The sequence below is a fragment of the Mucilaginibacter sp. P5_A6 genome, from assembly GCF_056400585.1.
On the sequence record NZ_JBFUKZ010000016.1, the window covers coordinates 21691 to 46707 of the forward strand.

Here is a 25017-nt window from a genome sequence, read left to right on the forward strand (position 1 = left end):
GGCTTAGCTTGTAGGTGTATTTTGTGCTTTTTGCGCAGCCGCTTTATCGGCGGCCTCTTTAGCTTTATCTTTTTCTTTTTGCTCCTGCCTGTATTTGCGGCGCATTTCCTTTTCTTCTTCGGTACGCTTGCGGAAAATCTCCCTGAAACGGTTATAATCAACCGTTAGGGTAAATCCTAAACCGGTTTCAACTATTTGGCCCTGTATCACAATAAACTCATCACGACGGTAAGCCCGCAGTGTATACCGGCCATCTTTGCTCAGTTTATAACCTACAGATACATCACCTGCTATATTAGTAGCTTTTTGCCCCTGCTGGTTACCCTCCAGGTTAAAATTATTACCAACGCTTACGGTAAGCCTGTCGTTAAGGAAGCGTTTAGAAAGACCTATGTTCAGATCTGTTCTGTTGGTTGCCGTGCCCGACGAGTAATCCTCGCCGGATGTTAATCCGAAATTCAAATCAACCCCCTCTATCAGGTTACCTGCCAGTTTGTTCAGTTGGTCTGTTAGCAAACCACTCACACTATTACGAATGGCGCCTTCAACACCTCCGCTACCAACTTTACTTTGCAGTGGGTTATCGCCAATAAAATGCCCTAATACCAATACCCCAAGCACTTGTTTATTCAGCTCATTAGGGTCCTGCCTTACCTGGCCCAGGCGGGTGTTCACGGTATTAACTACAGAGGTAGGTACAGTATAGTTGCCATCAGGAAGTACAATATCAAAGCTGATTTCAGGGGTAAGCAGTTGATTCTTCAGGCTAAGGTTAACGTTGAAGGGGAGTTTTTGCTTATACATGGTAGAGTTGTCTGTACCTGTAAGCTGGTTTTCAACCAGGTCGATAGGGGGCACATTGGCCACATAAGTAGCGGTCAGATCGATATTGGCGCTGGTTGGGTCGCCCGTCCAAACAATAGTACTTCCTTTTTTAAAGTTGAATTTACGTTTTTGAGCGGCGTATGACAGGTTATACGAGCCGGAGTTAACCACATAAGTACCTGTAAGGTTTATTTTCCCGCTTGGGTCTATACCGCCGTTTAGGTTAGCTTCGCCTTTCAGGTGAACAATATCACCATTACGTTCGTCAACCACAATGGTAAAGGCGGCATCTTTATCAATTTTTATATTGGCAGATACATCAAGCCCGGTAATATCCGATTTCCTGAGGGAGTCCAGTTGTTTTGCCAGCAATATAGAATCCATTTTGGGCGCGTTTTGATCTATAAATTCAACTACTCCTTTCCTGTCTTCTATCCCCGGATCGGTAGTTGGCAGTACAAACGTCATGTCGGTTTTAGGGTTTACTGTCAGGTTAGCATCCACAACGGGTTTCGCCATATTTCCGCGGATCCTGATGCGGCTATCTACATAAAGCTTACCGTAAAACAGCTTATTATCGGCCTGGGTAGAGTTAACAGCCCTGAAATTGGTAGAGTTGATATCAAGCCCGAAAGCGAAATCGGAATATGTTTTGGTGTAAACGCTACCGCTCACAACCGCCTTATTCCCCGTTGAATCAACCAAAGTAAAATCATTAAAGCGGATGCCCTCATCATTAAACGTGATACTCTCTTTCGGCATCCTGAAGTAGGAGTTGAGCATGGCTACATTAAAACCAACCGTATTAAAGTTTATATCGCCCCTTACGGATGGTGCATCGGTAGTTCCCGTTATTTTTAACTGCCCGGTAATATTACCCGATGCGTTACGCAAGCTGCCAAAGCTAAAACCTTCAATGCTTTTCATGCTCAGGTTAACTATATTCAGGTTCATATCAAACCTGCTTTCGGGTGTGGTATAATACATCCCATCCAGGTCAACCTGGTTGCCTTTACCGGTAATGCTCATATTGGCGGCATAGGCATTGTTGGTTTGGTTATTTACCTTTAGGGCGATGTTGCCTACCGTATCCCCTTTAAAATTAAAATCGTTTATGTTGATGGCAGCTGTAAATGCCGGGGAAGCCTGGAAGTTGCTTACTACAGCGTCGCCATTAATGGTACCGCCAATTTGCAGACTGTCCTGTTGGGCCATTTTAGTAAGTGCTTCTATTTTAAAGTTGCTGAATTTAATATTAAGCGGACTATTAAATTCCTGCGTACTGCTGTTAACGCTAAATACCTGGTTGTTGTTGGTAATAGCAAAGTTATGTGCCATGATTCCTTTTGAACCGTATTGGAAAAAGTTATCGGCACTAACGGTCCAAGGCAAATAATCAAGCAACAAGCCATCCTGGTTAAAGCTAAACTGGTACTCGTTTGGTAATATGCTGAATGTACCTGCTAAGCGGTAGCGTTCTTTTTTAGCAGCATCACGCATTTGCAGGCTTATACCAAGTTTGTTGTTTTGGGCGCTGCCCGATATGCTGGTATAAAGCAGATCAACAGACGAACCAACCTTTACCTCATCAACCGAGAGGTTGTAATTAAGCGCGTTGTTGCCTGTGTTGATATTTAGCGTTGCACGGTTTATGGTATTGGTGCCGTACACAACCTTTGGTATCGAGCCATTAACCACCAGCTCGCCGGTTGAACTGTTGAAGCTGCCTTTAAGCAATATCGGGTCGAGCTGTTTCAAGTCAGGGGCAAATTGGGTGAGCAACGGCGTTTTAATCAAACGCGCATCAAACACAAATTGCTGCGACGAGTATTTGGGTTTAACAGCAGGCGCTGTTTTAACTATTTTGCCACTTTTATTTTTTACAGCAACCTGTTGTCCACCGGCAATAGCAGTATTAAAGTATTTATTAATCACATCCTGTATGGCATCACCAATTTGGGTAAGCTTGTATTTACCGGCCATATGGGCAGTCATGACGGGGGTTTTTAATCGCAGCGTGCTGCTATCGGCATTGGCTGTCGAGATGAGGCTTACGGTATCCATCCGGATCCGCTGGCCTTTGTTTACCACTAAAAGATCAGTTGCTTTAATATTGGCATTCAGGTAATCCGGGTCGGCAGTAGGCACATCAGCAATTATCTTACCGTGAAAACGCATGTCGTCCTTCACAAAATTTAGCTTTTGCAGGTTAATGCTATCCACCGTTAAAGTGGCATTCACAGATGGATATTTTTTATTCAGGTTGGCTTTGGCATCCAGGCCGAAATTTATGTTCGGGTCTTTCATGCGGGCAATAGCGGTATAAGCGCCATTGCTTGAGCTGCCTTTTAAAGCCAGGTTTTGATAAGTATAACCTTTAACATAGGCCTTTGCCAAATTACCGTTAAATTTAATGCTGGCAGTTTTAGGATCGATGCCGTAACCCTCCAGGTTGGCGGTTAACGTTATTTTACCAACGGTTTGAGGCTGTTTGGTAAGTGCGCCAACATTAAGCTCATTAACTTTAATGTTAGCCTTATAGCTTGCTTTGCTTTTGTTTTGGCCATCTTTCATACTTGCAGCCAAATCTGCAGCGCCAAGACTCGATCGCAGGGCCAGTTTGGTGTTAAAAGTATACATACTACCTTTAAAATTACCCTTCAGGTTCATATTCTCGGGAATAGTCACGTTTGGGGGAATGCTGCCTGCCGGCGCAAGTTTGGTAATATCTGTACGGCTGGTATTAAAGTCGGTTATGGTAACGTCAAAATAGGCTTTATTCACATCGGGCAGACCTTTCAGTTTTGCTGCTGCTTTAATATGGGTATTGGTTAAGCCGGTAATCTCCAGGTTAGGGATGTTGAGGTTATTTACCTGCCCGTTTACCTTGCCGTTTATTTTAAATACCGTATTTGGCGACGATTTAAACGGCTCCATAGTTGCCATGGTGGGCATCAACAGTAACACATCCCTTAACCCTAAACGGCTGCCATCCAAATTGGCATTAATACCCAGCAAGCCGATGTTTTTGGTGATGGCCGTTATAGACGGATATCTTACCTGTACCGATTTTTGCAGCGTGGTTTGCGGTGTCTCCAATAGCAAATCGTTCATATAAGCATTGGTCGGTCCGTAAAAGAACGCGGTGCGGAACTTGTTGATCTTGAAGCCGCTTTTTTCGCTGAAGGAGAATGAGTTGATTTTGCCAGAAATAGTATCGGGATTGTAGGAAATATTTTCAGCATCAGCGTTCAGGCTGCGAAGGTCCATGTGGCCAAAATCAATGCCCTTTGCTATGGCTTTCTGAGCGTTATTGTCAAACTTAATGTTGTCGTTGTTGAAGCGTATCTTCCCTAACGCTATAGCCCAGCGTGATGATTGCGGAGCGGCTAATAGGGTATCAAGCTTTTTGGCGGTTTTAACTATTGCTTTGGTTACAGTTTGCGGTTTGGCCAGGCTTAAGGCTACTTTGGTGTCATTCAGCTCAACGTTTTTGATCCCCACTTTTTGGTGTTTCAGGTCTATCTTGTCCATCTCGACCAAAAACTTGCTGAGATCGACATTGGCGGTCATTTCGGTGCTGCGGTAGTCAACTTTTATTTTTGATACATCTATCACACCCAGGTTAAGGTCTAAGTTCAGGGGTTGCACCGCGGTATCAACTTTAGCAGCCTGGGCAATTGATGAACCTACGGGTGTTTGAATGATGCGCGCGTTAACGCCTGATAGGGTGATCCTGGGTATGGTAAATTTCATTTTATCCATATCAAAATCCTTTATCCGGGTATCAAAATGACCCAACAGAAATTTTACATCGTTGCCGGTTGTCAGGTCCTTGTATTTGATATTGATCCTGTCGAGGTTAATCTTATCGACAGAGAATTTCATTGTCGAGGCAGTATCAGTTGGCTTAACCTCTTTTTTCTGTTCGCTGGCAAAAGCTTTAATAATATAGTCGAAGTTGAAAACACTGTCGGCCCCACGGCTTACGTTTGCTGTAATGCCCTGCAGGTTAATTTCGTTTATCTCTACTTTGTTGTGCAGTAATTTAAACAGGCTGATATCCACCTTTAATTTATCACCGGCAATAAGGGTATCTTTTTTTTGATCTTCAAAGTAAACATCTTCCAAAACCAACAACTTAGGTAAGCCAAGACTGATATGCCCTATTTTTACCCGGGTATGGATCTTTCCCTGTAAAAAAGTTACCGCTTTATCTTTAGCGAAGTTTTGAACAGCGGGAACCTGTATTAAAATTACTACAAGAATAACCAGCAAAACTACACTGGTAAGAATCCAGAGTATTGTTTTGAGGGTTATTCTTATAAATTTTTTCAATTGCATTAATTTTTCAAGGGTGAAGATCAACTTGGTTAATATAATCAAATAGTATGCTAAAACCTCCTTTAAACGGCGAAGCTTTTATTAGATCCTTAAAAAATAATCTCTCCCCGCAGCGGAGAATTTTAACAAGCTTATTTTAGCCCCACCCGGAGGGCTGGATTGTTTTTAACTTTTCAACACCCAACATCACCAACTTGTTTTTTGGTAACTTTGTATTTCTACAGGATTTTTGCTGAAACGGATTTACTATGCCAGATTTTTCTCACTTACACGTACATACCCAGTTCTCGTTACTTGATGGCGCTGCCGATATATCAAAGCTATATAAAAAGGCCGCAGCCGACGGGATGAAGGCACTGGCTATCACCGATCATGGTAATATGTTCGGCGTATTTAAGTTTGTGGCCGAGGCGGGCAAACACAATGTGAAACCCATAGTAGGCTGCGAATTTTATGTAGTTGAAGACCGGCATAAAAAGCAATTTACCAAAGAGAAAAAGGATGTTCGCCGCCACCAGCTGATGCTGGCCAAAAATCCTGAGGGTTATAAAAACTTGGTTAAGTTATGTTCCCTGGGTTACATGGAAGGCTTATACAGCAAATGGCCCCGTATTGATAAAGAACTGATATTAAAATACCACAAAGGGATAATTGCTACTACCTGCTGTATTGGAGCATCGGTGCCACAGGCTATATTAAGGGATACCCCCGAAGCGGCAGAAACCGAGTTTAAATGGTGGCTTGACCTGTTTGGAGAGGATTTTTATATTGAGCTGCAACGCCATGATATTCCGGATCAAAACATTGTTAATAAGGTGCTGCTTACCTATGCAAAAAAGTATAATGTAAAGGTGATCTGCTCCAACGATTCGCACTATGTAGATCAGCAGGATTCAAATGCTCATGATATTTTGCTTTGCGTAAATACAGGTGATATGCAAAGCACCCCCATAGCTACTGATGAGGAAGGCGGTCGTGGCTATCGTTTTGGTTTTCCAAACGATCAGTTTTACTTTAAAACACAACAGGAAATGAGCCACCTGTTTAACGATTTGCCCGAATCTTTAGATAATACAAACGAGATTGTTGATAAGGTGGAAGTGCTTAAATTAAAGCGGGATATCCTGCTCCCCAATTTCGTTATTCCCCCCGAATTTAATATCCACAGCACACCCGATGCAGATACCCTTAACCAGTGGGAATACTTAAAGCATCTGACTTTTACAGGCGCCAAAGAGCGTTATAAAGAAATTACGCCTGAGGTAGAGGAGCGGATTAACTTTGAGTTGTTCACCATCCGTACCATGGGCTTTGCAGGCTACTTTTTAATTGTGGCCGACTTTATTAAACATGGGCGCGATATAGGGGTGTTTATTGGACCAGGCCGTGGTTCGGCTGCCGGATCAGTTGTCGCCTATTGTACAGGGATCACCAACATCGACCCGATGAAGTACAACCTCCTGTTTGAGCGTTTTCTTAACCCCGATCGTAAGTCGATGCCCGATATTGATACGGATTTTGATGATGCAGGCCGCCAGAGGGTAATTGATTACGTGGTTGAAAAATATGGTAAAAACCAGGTAGCGCAAATCATTACTTATGGTTCCATGGCTGCCCGTACCAGCATCCAGGATGTGGGCCGTGTATTGGATATGCCCTTATCCGAAATGAACCTGATCAAAAAGCTGGTTCCCGATACTTTGGGTATCACCTTAAGGGAAGCTATTGAACAGGTGCCGGAGTTAAAAGAGATTGTTAATGGTAACGATTTGCGTGGGCAGGTTTTACGTGAAGCCTCAAAGCTGGAAGGCTCGGTACGTAACACAGGCGTACATGCGGCAGGTATTATCATAGCGCCTTATGATTTAACCGATATAGTACCGGTTGCAGTTGCCAAAGACTCCGACCTGCTGGTTACCCAGTATGATGGACGCGTAATTGAAGACGCCGGCGTAATCAAGATGGACTTTTTGGGTTTAAAAACCCTCACCATTTTGAAAGATGCATTGAGGATGATCAAGCAAAATCATGGGGTACATATTGATATCGATTACATTCCCCTTGATGATAAGGAAACCTATGAGCTTTACCAGCGCGGCGATACCAACGGTACTTTCCAGTTTGAAAGTGACGGGATGCAAATGTACCTGCGCGAGCTAAAGCCCGATAAGTTTGAGGATTTAATTGCCATGAACGCCCTGTACCGCCCAGGCCCGATAGAGTACATTCCCAACTTTATCAGCCGTAAGCATGGCCGCGAACCTATTGTGTTTGATTTGGCTGATATGGAGGAATACCTGGGCGAAACTTATGGTATTACCGTGTACCAGGAGCAGGTGATGCTTTTATCACAAAAACTGGCCGGCTTTAGTAAGGGTGATGCCGACGTTTTGCGTAAGGCCATGGGTAAAAAGCAAATTGAGGTACTCAATAAAATGGAGTCCCAGTTTATGGATGGGGCTATGGCTAAAGGTCATCCCAAAGATAAGCTTACCAAAATATGGACAGACTGGAAAGCATTTGCCCAGTACGCCTTTAATAAATCGCACTCCACCTGTTATGCCTTTGTGGCCTACCAAACAGCTTATTTAAAAGCGCATTACCCATCTGAGTACATGGCAGCGGTTTTAAATAACCAGAACAATATGGAAAAGATCACCTTTTTCATGGAAGAATGCCGCAGGATGGGTGTACAGGTTTTAGGTCCGGATATTAATGAATCGGATATGGCTTTTGCGGTAAACAAAAAAGGCCAGGTACGTTTCGGGTTAACCGGCGTTAAAGGGGTAGGCGATAAAGCGGTTGAAAGTATTATTGAGGAGCGCGAAGCTAATGGCCCGTATACGTCTGTATATGATTTTGCACGGCGGTCCAACACCCGCAGCGTGAACCGCAAATCATACGAAAACCTGGTTTATGGCGGTGCTTTTGATGAGTTTGGCTATAACCGCGCGCAATTTTTTGCCAAAACAGATGTTGGTGTATTAACAGGTATTGAACGCCTTACTAAGTATGCCAACGATTACCAGAATGTGCAAAGTAGTTCACAATCGTCATTATTTGGGGGCTCAGTAGCCTCATACGTTCCTGAACCGGCTATGCCCGAGGCTGAAGAATGGCCGCTGATAGAAAAGCTGAAATACGAAAAAACGGTGATCGGGATTTATTTAACGGGCCACCCGCTCGATAATTATAAGGTAGAGCTTGAACGTTTTTGCAACAGCACCATCAGCGATCTGAAATTGATGCAAAAGGCCCGCTCCGGGGAGGGTGGTGAAGATATCATGGGCGCTTTTAATGAGCTGCGCAAGCGGGGCGAGATCCGTATTGGCGGCCTGGTAGGGAATGTTCAGCATAAAATGACCAAAACCGGTAAGCCCTTTGGTACTTTTGTATTGGAGGATTATAACGAATCGTACGAGTTTGCCCTATTTGGCGACGACTATGTGAAATTTCGTAACCTGATGATGGATGGCTACTTTTTGCATATCAAAGGCAACATAGAAGAGAAATTTCGCCAGAAAGATAACTGGGACCTGCGCATCCAGGTGATGGATTTGTTGTCCGAAATGCGGGATAAGCTCACCAAATCATTAACCGTTTGTATCGATATCAGCATGCTTAATAGCAAACTGCTGGATGATATACAACATATTATTAACGAGAATAACCAGAAATACCCCGTTAAAAACTGCAAGCTGCGCTTCAAAATCAATAACCGCGAAGAGGCTATGCAGGTGGAATTATCATCCAAAAATTTTAAAGTAAACCCGAGTGATGATTTGATTGAGGGGATATTCAATATTACAAATGTTCAGCCGGTGTTGGGGTAGAAAGTTTAGTAATAGTCATGTATATTTAATTAATTACTGACATAAAGGTTACAAGCAATTCTAGCTGCTGCAATAAAGATTAACTTAAATAAAAAGTATAATTATGCCGCTTTATACTGAAGATGCGTTGGGAAAATTAGACAAGGCTCTTAAAGTAATCACAGCAGATTTACATACGTTTATGAAAATCATGTTGTACATCGACAAATTTACCAAATTATCTTACAGCCCGGAAAGGTTCGAGGAATTAAAAGCACTTTGCAGGGTTATAATTGATCATGTTCCATTTATGATTTCTACGATTGAAAGGACCTATATAACAAGAGCCAGAAGAAATACAAAAGCTTTATTTTTCGCAAAAAAACAACTTTCTTACAACGAAAACCTAGATAAGATCCGACCAGGGAGGTTCAATCTGGGAAAAGAATCTGTTTTTTATGGTTGTCTGCCAACCTATCGTGAAAATGGTGAAAAGGTCAATTATCGTAACCAGTGTCCAATGTTTGAGGTTTGCAAAGAGATCATAACGCATGAGGGCCTGATGTTTCCAGTTTTTTTTACGCTTGGTTTTTGGAGGGTATCGAGACCCTTATCCGTGTTGAACCTCTGTCACGACGAGGAACATCTAATAGCTAACGCTATGATTAAAACACCCGTAAAAAGGTTTAGCGATAGCATTGCTGAAAGTTGTTCGCGGGAGGTATTTCGATTTGTTCAAAGCGTTTGGCAATATTTTTCCAAGTTGAGCCGCCAATGGGATGAAACTGATGCCCCTAATTATTATTACGTATTAACAGCCTTTTATGCAGCATTTCAGGAAAGCCACATTGAAAATACCGGCGAAGCATGCGACGGACTGATTTATCCAAGTGCTATGACACAGGCAAAAGGATTAAATATTGTTATAAAACCTGCGGCCGTAGACACAAAACTAGAACTCACCGATGTACAAATGTATACTTTGAAAAGCAGGTCGCTTCCTTATGATTATCAACCACTCGTCAAGGAGGTCAAAGTTTTAAATGAAGTTTTACCTTTCCAGAGACCTTTACTGTTGGATATAATTTATTTACATGTAACTGGCCTGAATGATGAATCTCGTGATTAGGTTGAACATAAAGCTTTTATATTTGATATCGTTACCTAATAGCTAAATTTGAGTGACAAGGAGTGGAATTATGGAAACCGAAATAATAAGGGAAAGACTACAGGAATATATCCGTTTTGCTGATGATAAAAAAATAGCAGCAATCTACACGCTAGTCGAATATGAGATTGTAGAACATCTGGATCTTTGGGAAGATAAAGACTTTTTAAATGAAATGGAAAGTCGGGTGGATGACTATGAAAGCGGTAAAGAAGAAGCTATATCCTGGGAAGAAGTTCAACAACACCTTAGGAATAGGAATAATAAATAGCCTCCGGTGTATCATCATCTCTTCTTTTTATTGATACACTGTTATAGATAAGGATCTATAATAGCCTCAGTTTTATGAGCACTGGCGTACCTTAAATAACTTATAATCGCAATTATAGGTGTTGTTATAAAAAACTGAAAAAATCCCAAACCTAAAAAACCTGTGCACCCAACAGCACATTTTATATTTGGAGGCAACCCCCACATTGAAATCATAAACGCACTAAACGATAGTATAATAACCAGCGCAAAGGATATTAATGTAATTGCATACAGCGGCAACTTGATTTTATCTTTAATCCTCATTCCCGATAATTTTACCTGAAAAATGAGTGGCAAAAAAGGGATAATCAGCGGTATAAAAAAAACTAACATATGAGTAAAGGCTTATTACTTATTAATACCAAAAATTCATTAAAAGTAACCCTTGTTAAAAACTCACAGTCACGCCAACGTTAAGTGGATAACTTATATTAATATAATTGTCACATTGTCAGGCTGTGTTTGTGGCAAGCTAATTGAATAGTATATATTTGTATTACAAAATTTAAAAATAAAAATCATGGCTTTAGAAATAACTGATGCAAACTTTGACGAACTTGTCCTGAAATCAGACAAACCCGTACTTATTGACTTTTGGGCAGAATGGTGTGGTCCGTGTAGAATGGTTGGTCCGGTAGTTGAAGATATTGCAAAAGAATACGAAGGCAAAGCTGTTGTTGGTAAAGTAAATGTCGACAACAATCCAGGTATATCAATGAAATTCGGTATCCGTAATATCCCTGCTTTATTATTCTTTAAAAATGGCGAAATTGTGGATAAACAAATTGGTGCAGTTCCAAAATCAGTATTAACTGATAAATTAGCTAAGCAATTAGCTTAATCCGTACAGGCATAAATTAAGTTTATCAACAACTTAATCCACCATATTTTACTTTAAAAAGCGTTGCATATTTTGGCAACGCTTTTTTTATGCCCTATATTAGCCTTATGCCCAAATTAAACAACAATCAGCAAATACGGCAGTTAGCCAATCTTGAGCTGCTGGCCCGGCAGGTAGTTGAAGGCTTTATAACCGGCCTGCACCAAAGCCCGTTCCATGGGTTTTCGGTAGAGTTTGCCGAACACCGTTTGTACAATAACGGCGAATCAATAAAAAATATCGACTGGAAACTGCTTGCCCGTACCGATAAACTGTTTGTAAAGCAATTTGAGGAGGAAACCAATCTGCGTTGCTATCTGCTGTTGGATACCTCATCATCTATGAACTTTCCCGAAAAAGGGATTAGCAAGCTGCAATTTTCTATATACGCCACGGCATCCTTAATGCATTTGTTTAAAAAGCAACGGGATGCTTTTGGGCTCTGCCTGTTTTCGGACAAAGTAGATTGGCTGAGCGCTGCAAAATCAACCACAACCCACCTTTTTCATTTATATGCCGAATTGGAGAAAGCATATAATAACCCGCAGGTAAATACGGTTACCAATATTACCCAGGTATTGCACCATGTGGCCAATGAGATCCACCAGCGATCAATGGTAATAATTTTTAGCGATATGCTGGAAAATAGCATGAGTCCTGATAAGCAGCAGGCTTTGTTTGCAGCGGTTCAGCATTTAAAGTTCAGTAAACATGAAGTGATTATTTTTAATATAAACGATAAGCATAAGGAGATTGACTTTAACTTTGATAACCGCCCGCATCACTTTGTTGACATAGAAAGCGGAGCCGAAATAAAGGTACATCCCGGCAAAATAAGGGATGCCTACAAAGCATCATTAACAGAATACAGGCATCAGCTGGAATTGAAATGCGCCCAATATCATATCGACCTGGTTGATGTTGATATTAATGAAGGATACCAAACCATGTTAAAAACATACCTGGTTAAAAGAAATAAAATGATATAAAGGAAGGTCTATGAAAGCGGGATGGGGGTATTAAATATCAATTTAACAGCAGTCCCTTTGCCCTTTACCGAATTTATTTGCACTTTAATGTCATGAAATGCGGTAATACTTTTAACAATAGCTAAACCTAAACCATAACTCTCTTTTTCATCGGTCTCAAGCTTTTCAAAGCGGTTAAATGCGCTTTCTATTTGTTTTTGCTCCATGCCCGCGCCGGTATCGGCAATAATGATGGTATACATTTCCTCTTTCAGTTCATCACTTATAGTGATCCTGCCTTCGGTGTTGTTATATTTTATGGCATTATTAATTATATTATATAACAGTGTATGCATTAGTGGGCGATTGCCCTGTATGGTGTAAATGTATTTAAGGTTATTGATAAAGGTTAAGCGTTTTTCTTCAATCCGGTCTTCCAGCTCTTCCTGTATCTCCATTACTACGGCTGCTATCATTACCATATCGGCTTTATCGTACTGATTATTTTCAACCTTCGATATCAGTAATAAACTGTTAATGATAGATTTAAGCCGGTTGAGCGTTTTTAGCGAAGCATGCATTTTATTCTCGCTGCCCTCGCTCAATTCTTCCTGTAGTAAAATATTCTCAAGCCTCGAACTAATAATGGATATAGGTGTAAGTAACTCATGCGAAACATTGGCGATGAATTGCTTTTCGAGGATGAACAGGTTGGATATTTTTCTCATCAGCGAACTGATACTATCGTCGAGCAGTTCAAAATCCTGTGTGGTGGTTTTTATTTTTTCATAATCAAAGTTCATGGGATCGTTTACCTTAATAAGTTTACGATCGATGATCTGGTAAAAGGGGGCCAATAAAAATTTAGTAAAAATCAGGTCGCTTATCAATGTCAGTACCAGGGCTATAATCAAAACCAGAATAGTAAACTTTTTGATAATTGATTTTAATTCCTCCACCGATTCAATGGCCACACCAATGCGGAGCATATAGGTATGCCCTTCAAAATTTAGCCGGTGGGTTAAAACGCGGTAGGTTTGAGTGTACTTGTCAAAATCGCGCGTTTCGGTAGTAAACTTTACTTCTTTTGTGATCTCGGGGTTGTATTTTGCCAGTGTAATGGTGATAAACTCTTCCTTCAAAATATTATAGTCGGTATAAGCTTTCTGGTCTTTTAAAATACTGCCGATCTCTTTTGACGATAGACTTTTTAAGGTTTCCTTTTGATCATTTTCCAGGCGAAGTTCGATATGATTGTAGGAAATTTTTTCGATAGATAACAGGATAAGCAAGCCCGTGAACAGGATAATAGCCACTTTGGTTAGCGTATTATAAAGGGCGAGTTTTACCTGTAGTTTCATTTATGACCTGTTTGGTTAAATATTTATTCGGTAACCAATGCTCCTTACGGTTTCAAACCAATCGATAGGAATGTATTGGGATAGTTTTTTTCGCAGGTTTTTTACATGCACATCCACAAAGTTCGAGTCGGAGTTTATCTCGAGTACATCGCCCCAAACGTGTTCAGTTAAGTTAGTGCGTGATATTACGCGGTTTTTATTGAGTACAAGGTAGTTGAATATCTCGAACTCCTTTTTGGTAAGATTGATTCGCTCCTCATTATACATCACCGTACGATTCTGGATATTAACTTTTAATCCTTTAATGTTAATGTCGTTACTTTCCAGCCGGTGCTTGCGGCGGGTAATGGCATGCATACGGGCTAACAGCTCGCTTAAAGAAAACGGCTTAGCCAGGTAATCATCGGCGCCTTGCTCCAGGCCCGATACCCGATCGTCAACCGCGCCGCGGGCAGTGAGGATAATAACAGCATCCTCGCGTTTATCTAAACCTTTGAGCATCTTTAAAAGGTCGAAACCATCGCCATCAGGCAAGCCCAGATCAAGCAGGATAAAGTCATAATTATTTACAAAGATCTTTTCCTCTGCCGATCTTTTGGTGCGTGCGTGTTCAACTGTAAACCCTTCGTGGCTTAAAAACTCATCAACCTCAAGGGCCAAACCTTTTTCGTCTTCAACAATTAATACATTCATAAGCGCGCAATTTACAAAAGGTATAGATAAAAAGATAAAAGACTTATTGACAAAGAAAAAGGAGAAAAGATAGCCAACTAAGATTATATGCTTCCTTTAAGACTTTAATAAAAATATTTACGTTTGTCTATTTAAAATTACCAAAATCAATTTGAGCCAAACGCTGTTACCAAGTAAATACTATTCTTTTATATGAGACTTTCCATTGAACGCAAACCCATAAGAGTTAACCCCGACCCCAAACGAGTAATTGCAAGATTCTTTTTCAATGGTAACGATCGTGCTAAAGAAGTAATAGAACGCGTAATGGGCATCAGCGAGGAAATTGCCTTTGGTATTGTATCGCCGCTGTTGCAGGAATACTCCAAACGTCACCGTAATATAACCCGGGTTTTAAATCGTCATTGCAGCAAATTAAAACCGCTATTTATAGAGTTGAATATTGATTATGATACGCTTACAATTAGCCGTAAATTGCTTATCGGTTCTTATTTTACACACGAATATTCTATAGAATCTGCTGCATTCTTTAATCCATCTATTGTTGAGGATCCGGATCAGACTGAACTTGAAGACGGACAACGCCGGGTTATCATCAGTTTCAGGGCGGTAGGCGAGGGACATATTTCATCTATCACGTTTCGCCGTGGATTAATTGATAAGTTTAATAATATTACCATTTTACCTGCGGGTAATTATATCGATGAGGCCGAAATTGTACGCAACGCGGTTTATAATAAAAAACTCTTTTTTGATAAAGCAGCCATAACCCAGATAGATATTGATGTTTTAAATGAGCTGGAATCAAAGCTCGACCATCATTTTGAATACGCCAACCTGCGCCGCATCATTATCGAATCGCAAAGACTACAGGAAAGCGATATGAAAAAACTGGAATATGATAAAATACTTTGGCTGGCCGATTCATATTATGAGATTGTTTTTTCATTAGATACCGATATTTCCGATAGGGTAATATTCCCCATATCTGAGTACGAGCGTAAAGGTATTGAGGATGCCCGTTTTGTTCAGTTCACTAATGAAGATGACAGTTCTGTTTATTATGCTACTTATACTGCTTATGATGGTTCGCTCATTATGCCTAAGCTGTTGCAAACCACAGATTTTTATAATTTCAAAATAATGCCCTTATATGGTGCAGGTGCTCAAAATAAAAACCTGGCCCTGTTTCCGCGTAAAATAAATGGCAAATTTGCAATGATATCCCGTATTGATGGCTGTAACAACTACATCATGTACGCTGATAAGATAAATATATGGGAAAAGCCAATCCTGCTGCAGCAACCTAAATTTACCTGGGAATTTATCCAGATAGGTAATTGCGGTTCGCCTATAGAGACTAAGGATGGCTGGCTCGTAATAACCCATGGCGTAGGGCCTATGCGCCGCTATGTATTGGGCGCAAGTTTATTAAAGCTGGATGATCCGGCTATTGAAGTAGGCCGCCTGCATGAGCCGCTCCTGATCCCCAATAGTGATGAACGCGAGGGCTATGTGCCTAATGTATTATACTCCTGTGGTGCCATAATACACAACGACAAGCTGATTATCCCATATGGGGTATCAGATTCCTCAACTGCATTTGCCGAGGTGAGCCTGGCGGAGCTGTTAACTAAGCTAAAAGAGGATAAAAGCGAATAACCAGCTTTTGTTATTAGGTCAAATAGTACTAATTTAACCACATATAATAAATTAATTAGGTGGTTATAATAAAACGGGTAAGCGGCCAACTGGCCAACAGGTTGCATTTTTTTTCGTATTTTATTGCTAATAGTAAAGCGTATAACTATTCATTACTGATAACCTGTTTTCCCGAGTTTTATGAACTGTTTACTCCGGTAGCTGATAATACACTTAAAGTAATCATCACCCCGCAGGGCACATGGCAAAATATAATAAACAAAATTTTAAATAAGCTTCACGCTGTTGCGTTAAAACTCAGGGTTAAATTTCCTGGCCTTGTTTTTCATTCCATTCCCGAAAATGATCTGCAGCTATCACAATATGATATGAATGCTCCCGCATTTTTAAAATTGGTGCGACACCAGGTTGTAGTACCCGAAGGATGGGTTTACAGGGATTATACAAATTTTAAAAAATATCTGCCCGAAATCAGGAACCTGTTTTCGCCAAAGGAAGAATTCAAGGAAGCGGTAAAGCACAATATTGATTTGGCACGTAGCGTGGGTAATATATTAATAGGCGTACACATAAGGCGTGGCGATTATATCGATTTTAACGGTGGCAAATGGTTTTATAACAACCAAGTATATATTAACAAAATGCGCGAAGTAGAACAGCTTTTTGTGGGGAAACAATGCGTGTTTATTATATGTTCACAGGAAAAGCTTGACACGAACGAGTTTAGCGGTTTCAAAACAGTCATTGCCGAACGGCCGGCAATTGTCGATTTATATTTGCTTGCCGAATGCAACTATATATTTGGCCCCCCAAGCACATTTACAGGCTGGGCATCATTATACAACACCGTACCTGCTTACTACATGGAATCGGCGGACGAGAAAATCACCATTAATTCGTTTAAGGAGTTTTTTGATTAACCCTATCGCCAGACAGTACTGATTTTTTTAAGTGTAAACTTCTCAAAAATCTCAATAGCAAATTCTTTGCGGTCACCTTTTTCTGATTTCGAACGTAATTACTAAGGCTTAGGAGCTTTAACTGCGATGTATGTTGTGGCTTAATTAACAGCAAGTTATGAAAATGATTAATTCTGGAGGCCCCCATTTAAGGAGTTTCTTGATCGGGGGCAAAAAATGTAACTATAAATCGTTGTCATCAATTTATAATGTGTTTGTTAAACCCTGCTAAATTGCTCAATAGCTATGCCGCATGTTTCGTTCTGCTTTCGGCCTTCCATAACCATCCTAAATAATAAGCCGTTATTTCAACTTTGTATCCTGGTTTCTTGTCGTTCATTTTCAAAAATGGCATTGCAATTCAATATGACAGGTTAGTAAAAATTTTTAAAAAAAACACGAGTTTGGCATATCCATTGATGTAATAATAAAGGTGGCCCTATTTAATTTTACAGTGCGCGTTATAATTTATTATATGATTAAAAACTTATAAAACAATGGATCATTTTAGAGAAATAAAAAACAGCTTAACCTGGCACAATGAGGGCAAATTTGAAGTTGAGCTGATTAATGGTATTATTACCAAACTTAATTTTTGTGAGCCTGGAAAGGGCCCTGAAGACTTAGGCAAGTCTCTTACTTCAACCAACTACAAATATTTGCAGTCGGTTTATTCATGCCTTGGCGATCTGTTCAATTTTATTGAAGAAGAAAACAAAAAATTAGGTTACAGCTATGCCCGTAAAGCCGAAGTTTTGCAACACCAGCAGGAAGAAGTTCAGGAGGAAGTTACCGAGAACACTTATCCACTGCTTGGCGAAACCAAAATAAGGCCGTTAAATGATTTTATAAATCAGCCAGAGTCAGGTAATTCTTCCGATGAAAACGGATTGATAAGGGATGCCGGGTGATAGTTTACGGGTTAAAAGCTTAAAGCCCTTTTTAGTATTGTGATACTTTAAAAAGTACCGCATTAGCTTGTTTATGGCTTTTTTCGTCACTATGCACGCTTTCAGCTATCTTGTTTTCCAGCCAGTATCTTCTCATATAATTCTAAATAATCTGCCACCATCTTATCGCTTGAAAACCGGGAATCTGCCCAATTATAGCAATCAATCCTTTTGATTTCACCCAGTTGTGCCACTGCTTCAACCGCTTCATCAACCGTATTAACTAAAAAGCCTGTCTGTGCATGCCTTATCAGCTCCGGCATCGATCCTTTATTAAATGCAATTACCGGCGTACCGCAAAGCATAGCTTCGGCCACACTCATTCCGAATGGTTCATTAAAACTGATGGGGTGTAACAAGGCAGCGGCTTTACCTAAAAGTGCTCTACGTTTATCCGGCCCGGCATGGCCAACATATTCTATTTCACCAGATAAAAAAGGCTCTATCTTTTCGCGGTAGTAAATCGCATCCTGTATAATACCCGCTATGAGCAGCCTGCGGTTACTTTTTTGAGCTATTTGGATCGCTTGGGCTGTGCCTTTGTCCGGATGAATGCGGCCAAAGTAAAGCAGATAATCCTCCGGCTTTTCATAAAATTCAAAATCGCGGGTATCCAGGCCGTTATAAACCGTTGCCATGTAGTTAAGCTCCGGGTTGCGATCTGCATTGCTGATGGATACATAATTACCTATGTGGTTATACTTTTTATAAACCGGGATGATCTTTGATGATGAAAAACCATGTATGGTAGTGATAACGGGTGTTTTGATGAGCCCCGAATAAGTAAGTGGCAAAAAATCAAAATTGTTGTGAATAATATCAAACCCGCCGGCTTTTTCCATCAGGTTACTTATGTGCAGGCACTCCAGTACTTTGGCATCCTGGCTGCGGTCTTCCTCATAACCTGCTGCACAAACGGCATCCAGTTTACCTGCGGTTACAGAATCGGCCGTGGCAAAAAGTGTAACTTCAATACCCCGCTTTATTAACCCTTCGGCAATATTTGATGCAATTTGTTCCCATGGCCCGTAATGCCTGGGTGGTGTGCGCCAGGCTACAGGTGCTAAAACAGCTACCTTCATTTAGCAGATCTCCAGTTTTTGCCCATATTTGTTGTATTCGTATTCCAGCTCAAAGGCTTTCAACACAGTTAAATGCGATATCAGGTAAGCCAGCGTACTTTCGGCACCCTGGTTACGGTTAATGCCTTTTGGCAGCAAGCCATCGCAACAACCTTTGGTTTCATGGTCATACAAAGGGGCGCGCAGCGTGTTTTCGCCCAGGAACCATTTGTAGCACAGGAACATTTTTTCAACATATTGCGGTACCCTGAAGATCTGGTAAGCCTGGAAATGCATCAACACCATGGCCATAGTTTCAATGGCCTGCTGATCAAACGTAGGGAAGGTACCGCCACGATAATACCAGCCATCGTTACCAACCGGGCTTAAATAACCGTTAGATAGGGTTAGCTTATCTAAAAATGCCATGGTTGTAAGCGCTATTCTTTTGGCATTATCGTTACCTGTAATTTCGCAGGAATGCAAAAGTGCAAGCGGTAGTATGGCGTTATCATAGGTCATTTTTTCTTCGAACCATTGCCAGTCATCTGATTGCGTGTTTTCATATGCATCTATAAGTGGTTGAGTAAGGTCGGCCAACATTTTTACCATACTTTCGTCTGTAGGGAAAACCTTTAAATACAAACTTACACCAATAATAGTGTTGGCCACTCCCCGTAAATGTTTTAATGCTGCAAAATGCGGTATCGATTTATGGAAGATCTCTAATGCAAACTCCCTGTATGAATTACTGGCTGCGCAACTTATCAAATAACCTAATGACCAAATGGTGCGCCCGAATGAGTCCTCAGAACCCACCTCATCCAGGTAGCGCCTGTCAAAGCTTAGGAAGTTACGGAAGTTACCGTCATCGGTTTGCATGTAGTGAATATAGCTTAGGTAGATAGGGAGCAATTCAAAAGCTTCGTTGCTTTTATTGCGCTGGTAAGCCATCAGCGCCATAATGAGTGCACGTGCGTTATCATCCAAACAATAGCCCTCTTTTAAATTGGGGATACCATATTTGGCATGCTGTACTATACCGGTATCATCGGTTAAACGCAATACATGTGTTAAACTGAATTTAGGGAGTATTTCGGGGTCAACAATGCTATTCTTTAATATTTTGTCACTAAAATCAAACCTTGAAACCGATTCCTGTGCTGCTTTAATAAATTCGGAACCAATTACCGGCCAGCGCAGGTGGAGGCCATATTGATAGGCGTTTTCTTTTAATTCCAGTAAAACGCGGTCCTGGTCCAGCAATTCAATTACGGTTTCGGCAAGCGCTTCGGAGTTTTTAAAATCAAACAACCTTCCGCGGTTATCAGCTAAAAGTTCGGTAGCGTGCCAGTATGGGGTTGATACAACGGCAGCACCTGCACCTACAGCGTATGATAAGGTGCCGCTGGTAATCTGTGCCTCGTTCAGGTAGGGGGTGACATATAATTCGCAGGCAGTAAGGTAATTTATCAGTTCTTCCTCCGGGACAAATTTGTTGATGAACGCAAGGTTTTGTGATACACCTAATTGCGCGGCCAATGATTTCAGGTGATCGCGGTATTCTTCGCCCGAACTTTTGATAACGCCAGGGTGTGTGTTCCCCAATATCACGTACATCACATCGGGATGTTTAGCTACAATTTTAGGTAAGGCTTTTATAACGGTTTCTAATCCTTTATTGCGGCTTAGTAAACCAAATGTTAGCATTACCCGGTGGTTTTTAAATGTGCTGAGATTTTTTACCGGGTTTTCTTCCAGCGCTTCTATATCCGGCACACCATGCTCAATGATCTGGATCTTTTCGGCGGGGATCTCATAAATACAAGTTAAAAACTCTACAGCCCGATGACTCATTACGATGATCTTTGAAGATTGCTCGGCAATTTCACGGATGATGATGCGCTGAACATAGCTGGGATCTTTTAATATGGTATGCAGTATGGATATTAAAGGTTTCTCTAACCGGTTTATCAATGGCAATATGTAAATGCCGCTTTCGCCACCATAAATGCCAAACTCATGTTCCATAATACAAACATCAGCATTGCTGGTGTTGATATAATTGGCTGCCTTGATATAGTCCTTTTGGTGATTTTGACGGATAACGTATTTTACCTCCTCGGGATACTCGTATTCCTGGACGCTTTCCGAATCATTTAAAGCAACAACAAAGCCGCCTTGTAACAGTGATGTCCTTTCAGGAAAGTTCGCGTTGATAGCACACATTAAATTTTGATTAAATGTGGCTAAACCGCATTCGCGGGGAGGATAGGTAGATATATATGCTATTTTCATGTTTGGTAGAAATATTAAAAACTGTGGTACAGAAAAAACATCAATTTTTAATTGTTTGTTTACTCCGGTGGCTATAAAAAAGGGCATTAGTGCTCTTGATTATAAAGATAGAGGCGCCTGCAGCGTATTTTTATGGCTATGTGGATAAATGCATAAACCATACCAATTTAATTAAAACTAAATTTTATAAGGTATTATTTAATATTGATGACCTAAAAGTTACCAGCAGCAAATGGAGAATATTGCTTACAGATCAGGCTGTGCAGTAGTTTATGGCTTCTATAATTACCTCACACGCTTTTTCAATTTCACCAGGTTTGATGATGAGTGGCGGGGCAAGGCGCATAGAATTGCTGCAATGCAAAAACCAGTCAGTTATTACGCCATTTTCAATACAGCGGTCAATTATTTTTTTATTAAGTTCAAAATCTTCAAGTTCGATGGCCAGCATGAGCCCTTTTCCCCGAATTTCCTTTATGGCCGGGTGAACCAGCAACTTGCGTAACTGGGTTTCCTTTTCGGCTACGCCCGATGCCAGGTCGTCATTAATCAAAACTTCCAGGGCGGCCAGTCCTGCTGCGCAGCATACCGGGTGGCCACCAAAGGTGGTAATATGGCCTAAGATAGGGTTTTCTTTTAAGGAATCCATTATATTGTTGGATGATATAAAAGCGCCGATGGGCATTCCTCCCCCCAGGGCTTTTGCCAGTAACAATATATCGGGCACAATGCCAAAATGCTCAAAAGCAAAAAGTTTACCTGTACGGCCAAACGCAGCCTGTATCTCATCTAAAATAAGCAGTGTGCCTGTTTCATCACACCGTTTGCGCAAAGCCTGCATGTAGGCAATGTCAGGTACCCTGATGCCAGCCTCACCTTGTATGGTTTCAACAATAACACAGGCGGTTTCATCGGTTATATGCGGCAGATCGTCGGCGTTATTAAACCGGATAAAGGTAACACCAGGCAGCAAAGGCCGGTAGGCCTGCTTAAATTCCTCGTTACCCATTACACTTAAGGCCCCGTGCGAACTGCCATGGTACGAATTATGAAAGGCTACTATTTGCTGCCTGCCGGTAAAACGCTTGGCCAGTTTTAAGGCCCCTTCAACGGCCTCGGCGCCCGAGTTGGTAAAATAAACTGATTGCAGGTTCACAGGAAGCAATGACACCAGCTTTTCGGCAAAGCGTACTTGCGGTGTTTGTACAAACTCGCCATAAACCATCAGGTGCATGTATTTATCAACCTGTTGTTTAATGGCCTCTTTTACGTATGGATTGCCGTGCCCCAAACTGCTTACGCCAATGCCCGAGATGAGGTCAATAAAGGCCTTGCCCGCTGCATCGTACATATAAATACCCTCGGCACGCTCAAATTCCAGTAATAAAGGGAAATTGGTTGTTTGCGCGTTATTAGCCAAAAAAAGCTGACGTAGGGTAGGCATAAAAGTATTAGTTTCTAAGTCTTGAGTTATTGGCCCAAAGATAAGTTAATTGTGAGGTAATGCCAGTGAACTTTTAATGTGAGAAATCTAAAACAAAACAAATCGCCGGCAATTCCCCCTAATGACTAATGACTAATGACTAATGACTAATGACTAATGACTAATGACTAATGACTAATGACTAATGACTAATGACTAATGACTAATGACTAATGACTAATGACTAATTCCCCGCCCGTTCGCTGCGTTCGCTGAGTTGTTTAATGAGTTCGTCGTTAAATTCCTGTTCGCTTTTGTAAAGCTTGCTTACTTTTTCGGGTGGAAGTATTTTTGAAAAAGAGTCCCGGTAGCGTTTGCGTATAGCTACCATCTGGCTTTCGTAGTAAATTTCCTTGTCTATTTGCTCTGTACCATTAGAGGAGGCACTGGAGTTGTTTAAACGTTTTAAGATGCGTACAGCAGTTAGCTCCTGTTGATATTGGCGGTATAGCGGCCAAAACTTAGTTGATTCACGGTCACTAAGATCAAGCTGTTTGCTGATAAAATTGTTGCGTGCGGCCTCAAGCTTAGCGCCCATTCCATTTTTCTTAGGGCGTGCGGCGTTCTGCCTGGCCGGTGCCAGGTTGTTAACCTGCGCGTAGGATTCAAGACCGGCAGCTATAATAAATAGTATTAAAAAAATATGCCTGATTAACTTACCCATTAAAACTCCTTAATTAATTAGTATCTATATAATCCGACAGATCTTCGTCCAAACTCTCGCTGTTAATTTTTTGTGAGCCATCCATCAGTGTACGGGTATCGCTCGCATCCATATGCAATTGCAGGTAGTTTTTAATTTCGGCTACAGGCACAGTTGATAACTCCTGGTGCAGGTAAGAGTGGTTATGATCTGCAGGTGTCGGGCTTTTCAAAACTACACCTATGCCAAGAATTAAAGCAAAACAAGCCGCAGTAGCATACCTAAAGGTAGCCGAAGCAAACATTTTGCGAATAACGCCTCTCTTTTGAACTGTAGCCTGCAGGTTAATCACCTGGGCAACTTCTTCAACCTGGTTAACAGTTTTATTTAAAATGCTTTGGTTAAGCTGCTCAAAATAATTTGCCGGCACAGTAAAGCTTTCCTCATTTAAAAGCTCCTCCACTGCAATCCTGCTTTGAATATTGTTGCCCAGCTCATCAAAATAACCTTCGGGAATCGTAAAACCTTCATCCTGGTTATTTAAAAGTTCCTCCACTGCAATCCTGCTTTGGATGTTAGTGCCCAGCTCTTCAAAATAATTTTCGGGAATGCTAAAGCTTTCAGCTTCATTATTCACGTATTGTTCAATGGTAATCCTGCTTTGGATATTGCCTGCCTGTTCCTCAAAAAAATTGGGAGGGGTAGTAAAGCCGGTGTTCCCGGTACCTAAAGCCGATTCAATATTTACACGACTTTGTATGTTGCTGCTTAATTGTTCAAAGTAATTTTCAGGAACGGCAAACCCTGTAGATGAGATTTTTAGCTCTTCCAGCCTAATGCGTGATGTTATGTGCTGCGCTAATTCATTGAAATAGCCAGACGGCACCATAAACGGGTTGTTTGTGTTTACCTGTTTAAGTGATGTATAATCATCCAGCCATTCCCTATTGTCCATATCGCTTTTCATACATAACTATAGATGAACAAAGTGCTAAAAGGTTTAACGTAAATCTGAATTAATTCTGAATTAATCTTTAGAAAGCAAATAAGTCTCTATTTTTTTAACTGCAAGGTGAAAGGATGCTTTTAAAGCACCTACACTTGTACCCAGCACTGCCGAAATCTCTTCATACTTCATATCCTCATAATATTTCATATTGAATACGAGTTTCTGTTTTTCTGGCAGCGTTAGCAACGCCTCCTGTAATTTGCGTTGTGCCGCGTCGCCGTTAAAGTAGGTCGAATCGGCCAGTGTATCGGCCAGTTCATAAGCAACATCATCCAACGAAACATTATTTTTTTGTTTTTTCTTGTTCAAAAAAGTAATGCATTCGTTGGATGCTATGCGGTACATCCAGGTATAAAGTTGCGCATCGTTTCTAAAACCCAACAGGTTTTTCCAAACTTTTACAAAAACATCCTGGGTAAGATCATCCGCGTCGTCATGGTCAATTACCATTCGGCGAACGTGCCAGTAAATTTTTTGCTGGTATTTTTTAAGCAACAGGTTAAACGCTTCGTTACGCGTTTTTTCGTCCTGGAACTTGCTTAAAATCTCTGAATCTTCAACCTGCACCGACATTTTATAATTTTTATAG

At 41.1% G+C, this 25017-nt stretch carries 19 protein-coding genes; 9 read left to right on the forward strand and 10 right to left on the reverse strand.

Annotated elements, in window-relative coordinates:
* Window positions 1-3 precede the first annotated feature (3 nt).
* A complete protein-coding gene (locus AC1DO4_RS16920; RefSeq protein WP_477417889.1) occupies window positions 4-5163 on the reverse strand; it encodes a translocation/assembly module TamB domain-containing protein in 5160 nt (1719 codons plus the stop codon).
* Window positions 5164-5417: 254 nt separating this feature from the next.
* On the opposite strand from AC1DO4_RS16920, the gene dnaE reads away from it, so the two are divergent.
* The 3 genes from dnaE to AC1DO4_RS16935 all read left to right on the forward strand — a co-directional run bounded on the left by dnaE (window position 5418) and on the right by AC1DO4_RS16935 (window position 10420).
* Window positions 5418-9002 carry a DNA polymerase III subunit alpha gene (gene dnaE, locus AC1DO4_RS16925; protein ID WP_477417891.1) on the forward strand — a complete coding sequence of 1195 codons (3585 nt, stop codon included), beginning with the start codon at window positions 5418-5420 and terminating at the stop codon, window positions 9000-9002.
* A gap of 103 nt (window positions 9003-9105) precedes the next feature.
* On the forward strand, window positions 9106-10110 hold the full coding sequence (locus AC1DO4_RS16930; RefSeq protein WP_477417893.1) for a hypothetical protein: 1005 nt from the start codon (window positions 9106-9108) through the stop codon (window positions 10108-10110).
* A gap of 70 nt (window positions 10111-10180) precedes the next feature.
* Window positions 10181-10420 (forward strand): addiction module protein, encoded by a 240-nt coding sequence (locus tag AC1DO4_RS16935; RefSeq protein ID WP_477417894.1) that lies wholly within the window; start codon window positions 10181-10183, stop codon window positions 10418-10420.
* Between the two features lie 41 nt (window positions 10421-10461).
* Here the strand turns inward: AC1DO4_RS16935 and AC1DO4_RS16940 are convergent, their stop codons facing one another.
* Window positions 10462-10794 (reverse strand): hypothetical protein, encoded by a 333-nt coding sequence (locus AC1DO4_RS16940; RefSeq protein ID WP_477417896.1) that lies wholly within the window; start codon window positions 10792-10794, stop codon window positions 10462-10464.
* A 187-nt stretch (window positions 10795-10981) separates the two neighbouring features.
* On the opposite strand from AC1DO4_RS16940, the gene trxA reads away from it, so the two are divergent.
* Window positions 10982-11302 (forward strand): thioredoxin, encoded by a 321-nt coding sequence (gene trxA / locus AC1DO4_RS16945; RefSeq protein WP_183566163.1) that lies wholly within the window; start codon window positions 10982-10984, stop codon window positions 11300-11302.
* Window positions 11303-11409: 107 nt separating this feature from the next.
* Window positions 11410-12330, forward strand: coding sequence for a DUF58 domain-containing protein (locus AC1DO4_RS16950; protein WP_477417899.1), 921 nt, complete (start codon window positions 11410-11412; stop codon window positions 12328-12330).
* Between the two features lie 8 nt (window positions 12331-12338).
* Here the strand turns inward: AC1DO4_RS16950 and AC1DO4_RS16955 are convergent, their stop codons facing one another.
* Window positions 12339-13670, reverse strand: coding sequence for a sensor histidine kinase (locus AC1DO4_RS16955; RefSeq protein WP_477417901.1), 1332 nt, complete (start codon window positions 13668-13670; stop codon window positions 12339-12341).
* 15 nt (window positions 13671-13685) lie between these two features.
* Complete coding sequence (locus AC1DO4_RS16960; protein WP_477417903.1) at window positions 13686-14363, reverse strand: response regulator transcription factor; 678 nt, start codon at window positions 14361-14363, stop codon at window positions 13686-13688.
* A 192-nt stretch (window positions 14364-14555) separates the two neighbouring features.
* Here AC1DO4_RS16960 and AC1DO4_RS16965 point away from each other — a divergent pair, with 192 nt between their 5' ends.
* From AC1DO4_RS16965 to AC1DO4_RS16975, 3 genes are all read left to right on the forward strand, one after another.
* Window positions 14556-16025, forward strand: a complete 1470-nt coding sequence (locus AC1DO4_RS16965; protein WP_477406143.1) for a glycoside hydrolase family 130 protein — start codon at window positions 14556-14558, stop codon at window positions 16023-16025.
* Between the two features lie 59 nt (window positions 16026-16084).
* The gene (locus AC1DO4_RS16970) at window positions 16085-16945 is read left to right on the forward strand and encodes an alpha-1,2-fucosyltransferase (RefSeq protein ID WP_477417905.1); all 861 of its coding nucleotides are present in this window, start codon (window positions 16085-16087) and stop codon (window positions 16943-16945) included.
* 536 nt (window positions 16946-17481) lie between these two features.
* The gene (locus AC1DO4_RS16975; RefSeq protein WP_477417907.1) at window positions 17482-17895 is read left to right on the forward strand and encodes a hypothetical protein; all 414 of its coding nucleotides are present in this window, start codon (window positions 17482-17484) and stop codon (window positions 17893-17895) included.
* A gap of 101 nt (window positions 17896-17996) precedes the next feature.
* On the opposite strand, the gene AC1DO4_RS16980 is transcribed toward AC1DO4_RS16975, so the two are convergent.
* On the reverse strand, window positions 17997-19016 hold the full coding sequence (locus AC1DO4_RS16980; protein ID WP_477417909.1) for a glycosyltransferase family 4 protein: 1020 nt from the start codon (window positions 19014-19016) through the stop codon (window positions 17997-17999).
* Window positions 19017-21293, reverse strand: a complete 2277-nt coding sequence (locus AC1DO4_RS16985) for a glycosyltransferase family 4 protein (RefSeq protein WP_477417911.1) — start codon at window positions 21291-21293, stop codon at window positions 19017-19019.
* Between the two features lie 89 nt (window positions 21294-21382).
* Between AC1DO4_RS16985 and AC1DO4_RS16990 the strand changes: the two genes are divergently transcribed.
* Window positions 21383-21562, forward strand: coding sequence for a hypothetical protein (locus AC1DO4_RS16990; protein ID WP_477417913.1), 180 nt, complete (start codon window positions 21383-21385; stop codon window positions 21560-21562).
* On the opposite strand, the gene AC1DO4_RS16995 is transcribed toward AC1DO4_RS16990, so the two are convergent.
* From AC1DO4_RS16995 to AC1DO4_RS17010, 4 genes are all read right to left on the reverse strand, one after another.
* On the reverse strand, window positions 21547-22737 hold the full coding sequence (locus AC1DO4_RS16995) for an aspartate aminotransferase family protein (protein ID WP_477417915.1): 1191 nt from the start codon (window positions 22735-22737) through the stop codon (window positions 21547-21549). The genes AC1DO4_RS16990 and AC1DO4_RS16995 overlap by 16 nt on opposite strands.
* Before the next feature lie 223 nt (window positions 22738-22960).
* Window positions 22961-23440, reverse strand: coding sequence for a hypothetical protein (locus AC1DO4_RS17000; RefSeq protein ID WP_477417917.1), 480 nt, complete (start codon window positions 23438-23440; stop codon window positions 22961-22963).
* 13 nt (window positions 23441-23453) lie between these two features.
* The gene (locus tag AC1DO4_RS17005) at window positions 23454-24386 is read right to left on the reverse strand and encodes a hypothetical protein (RefSeq protein ID WP_477417919.1); all 933 of its coding nucleotides are present in this window, start codon (window positions 24384-24386) and stop codon (window positions 23454-23456) included.
* Between the two features lie 60 nt (window positions 24387-24446).
* Window positions 24447-25001, reverse strand: a complete 555-nt coding sequence (locus tag AC1DO4_RS17010) for an RNA polymerase sigma factor (protein ID WP_477406771.1) — start codon at window positions 24999-25001, stop codon at window positions 24447-24449.
* Window positions 25002-25017: the final 16 nt, after the last annotated feature.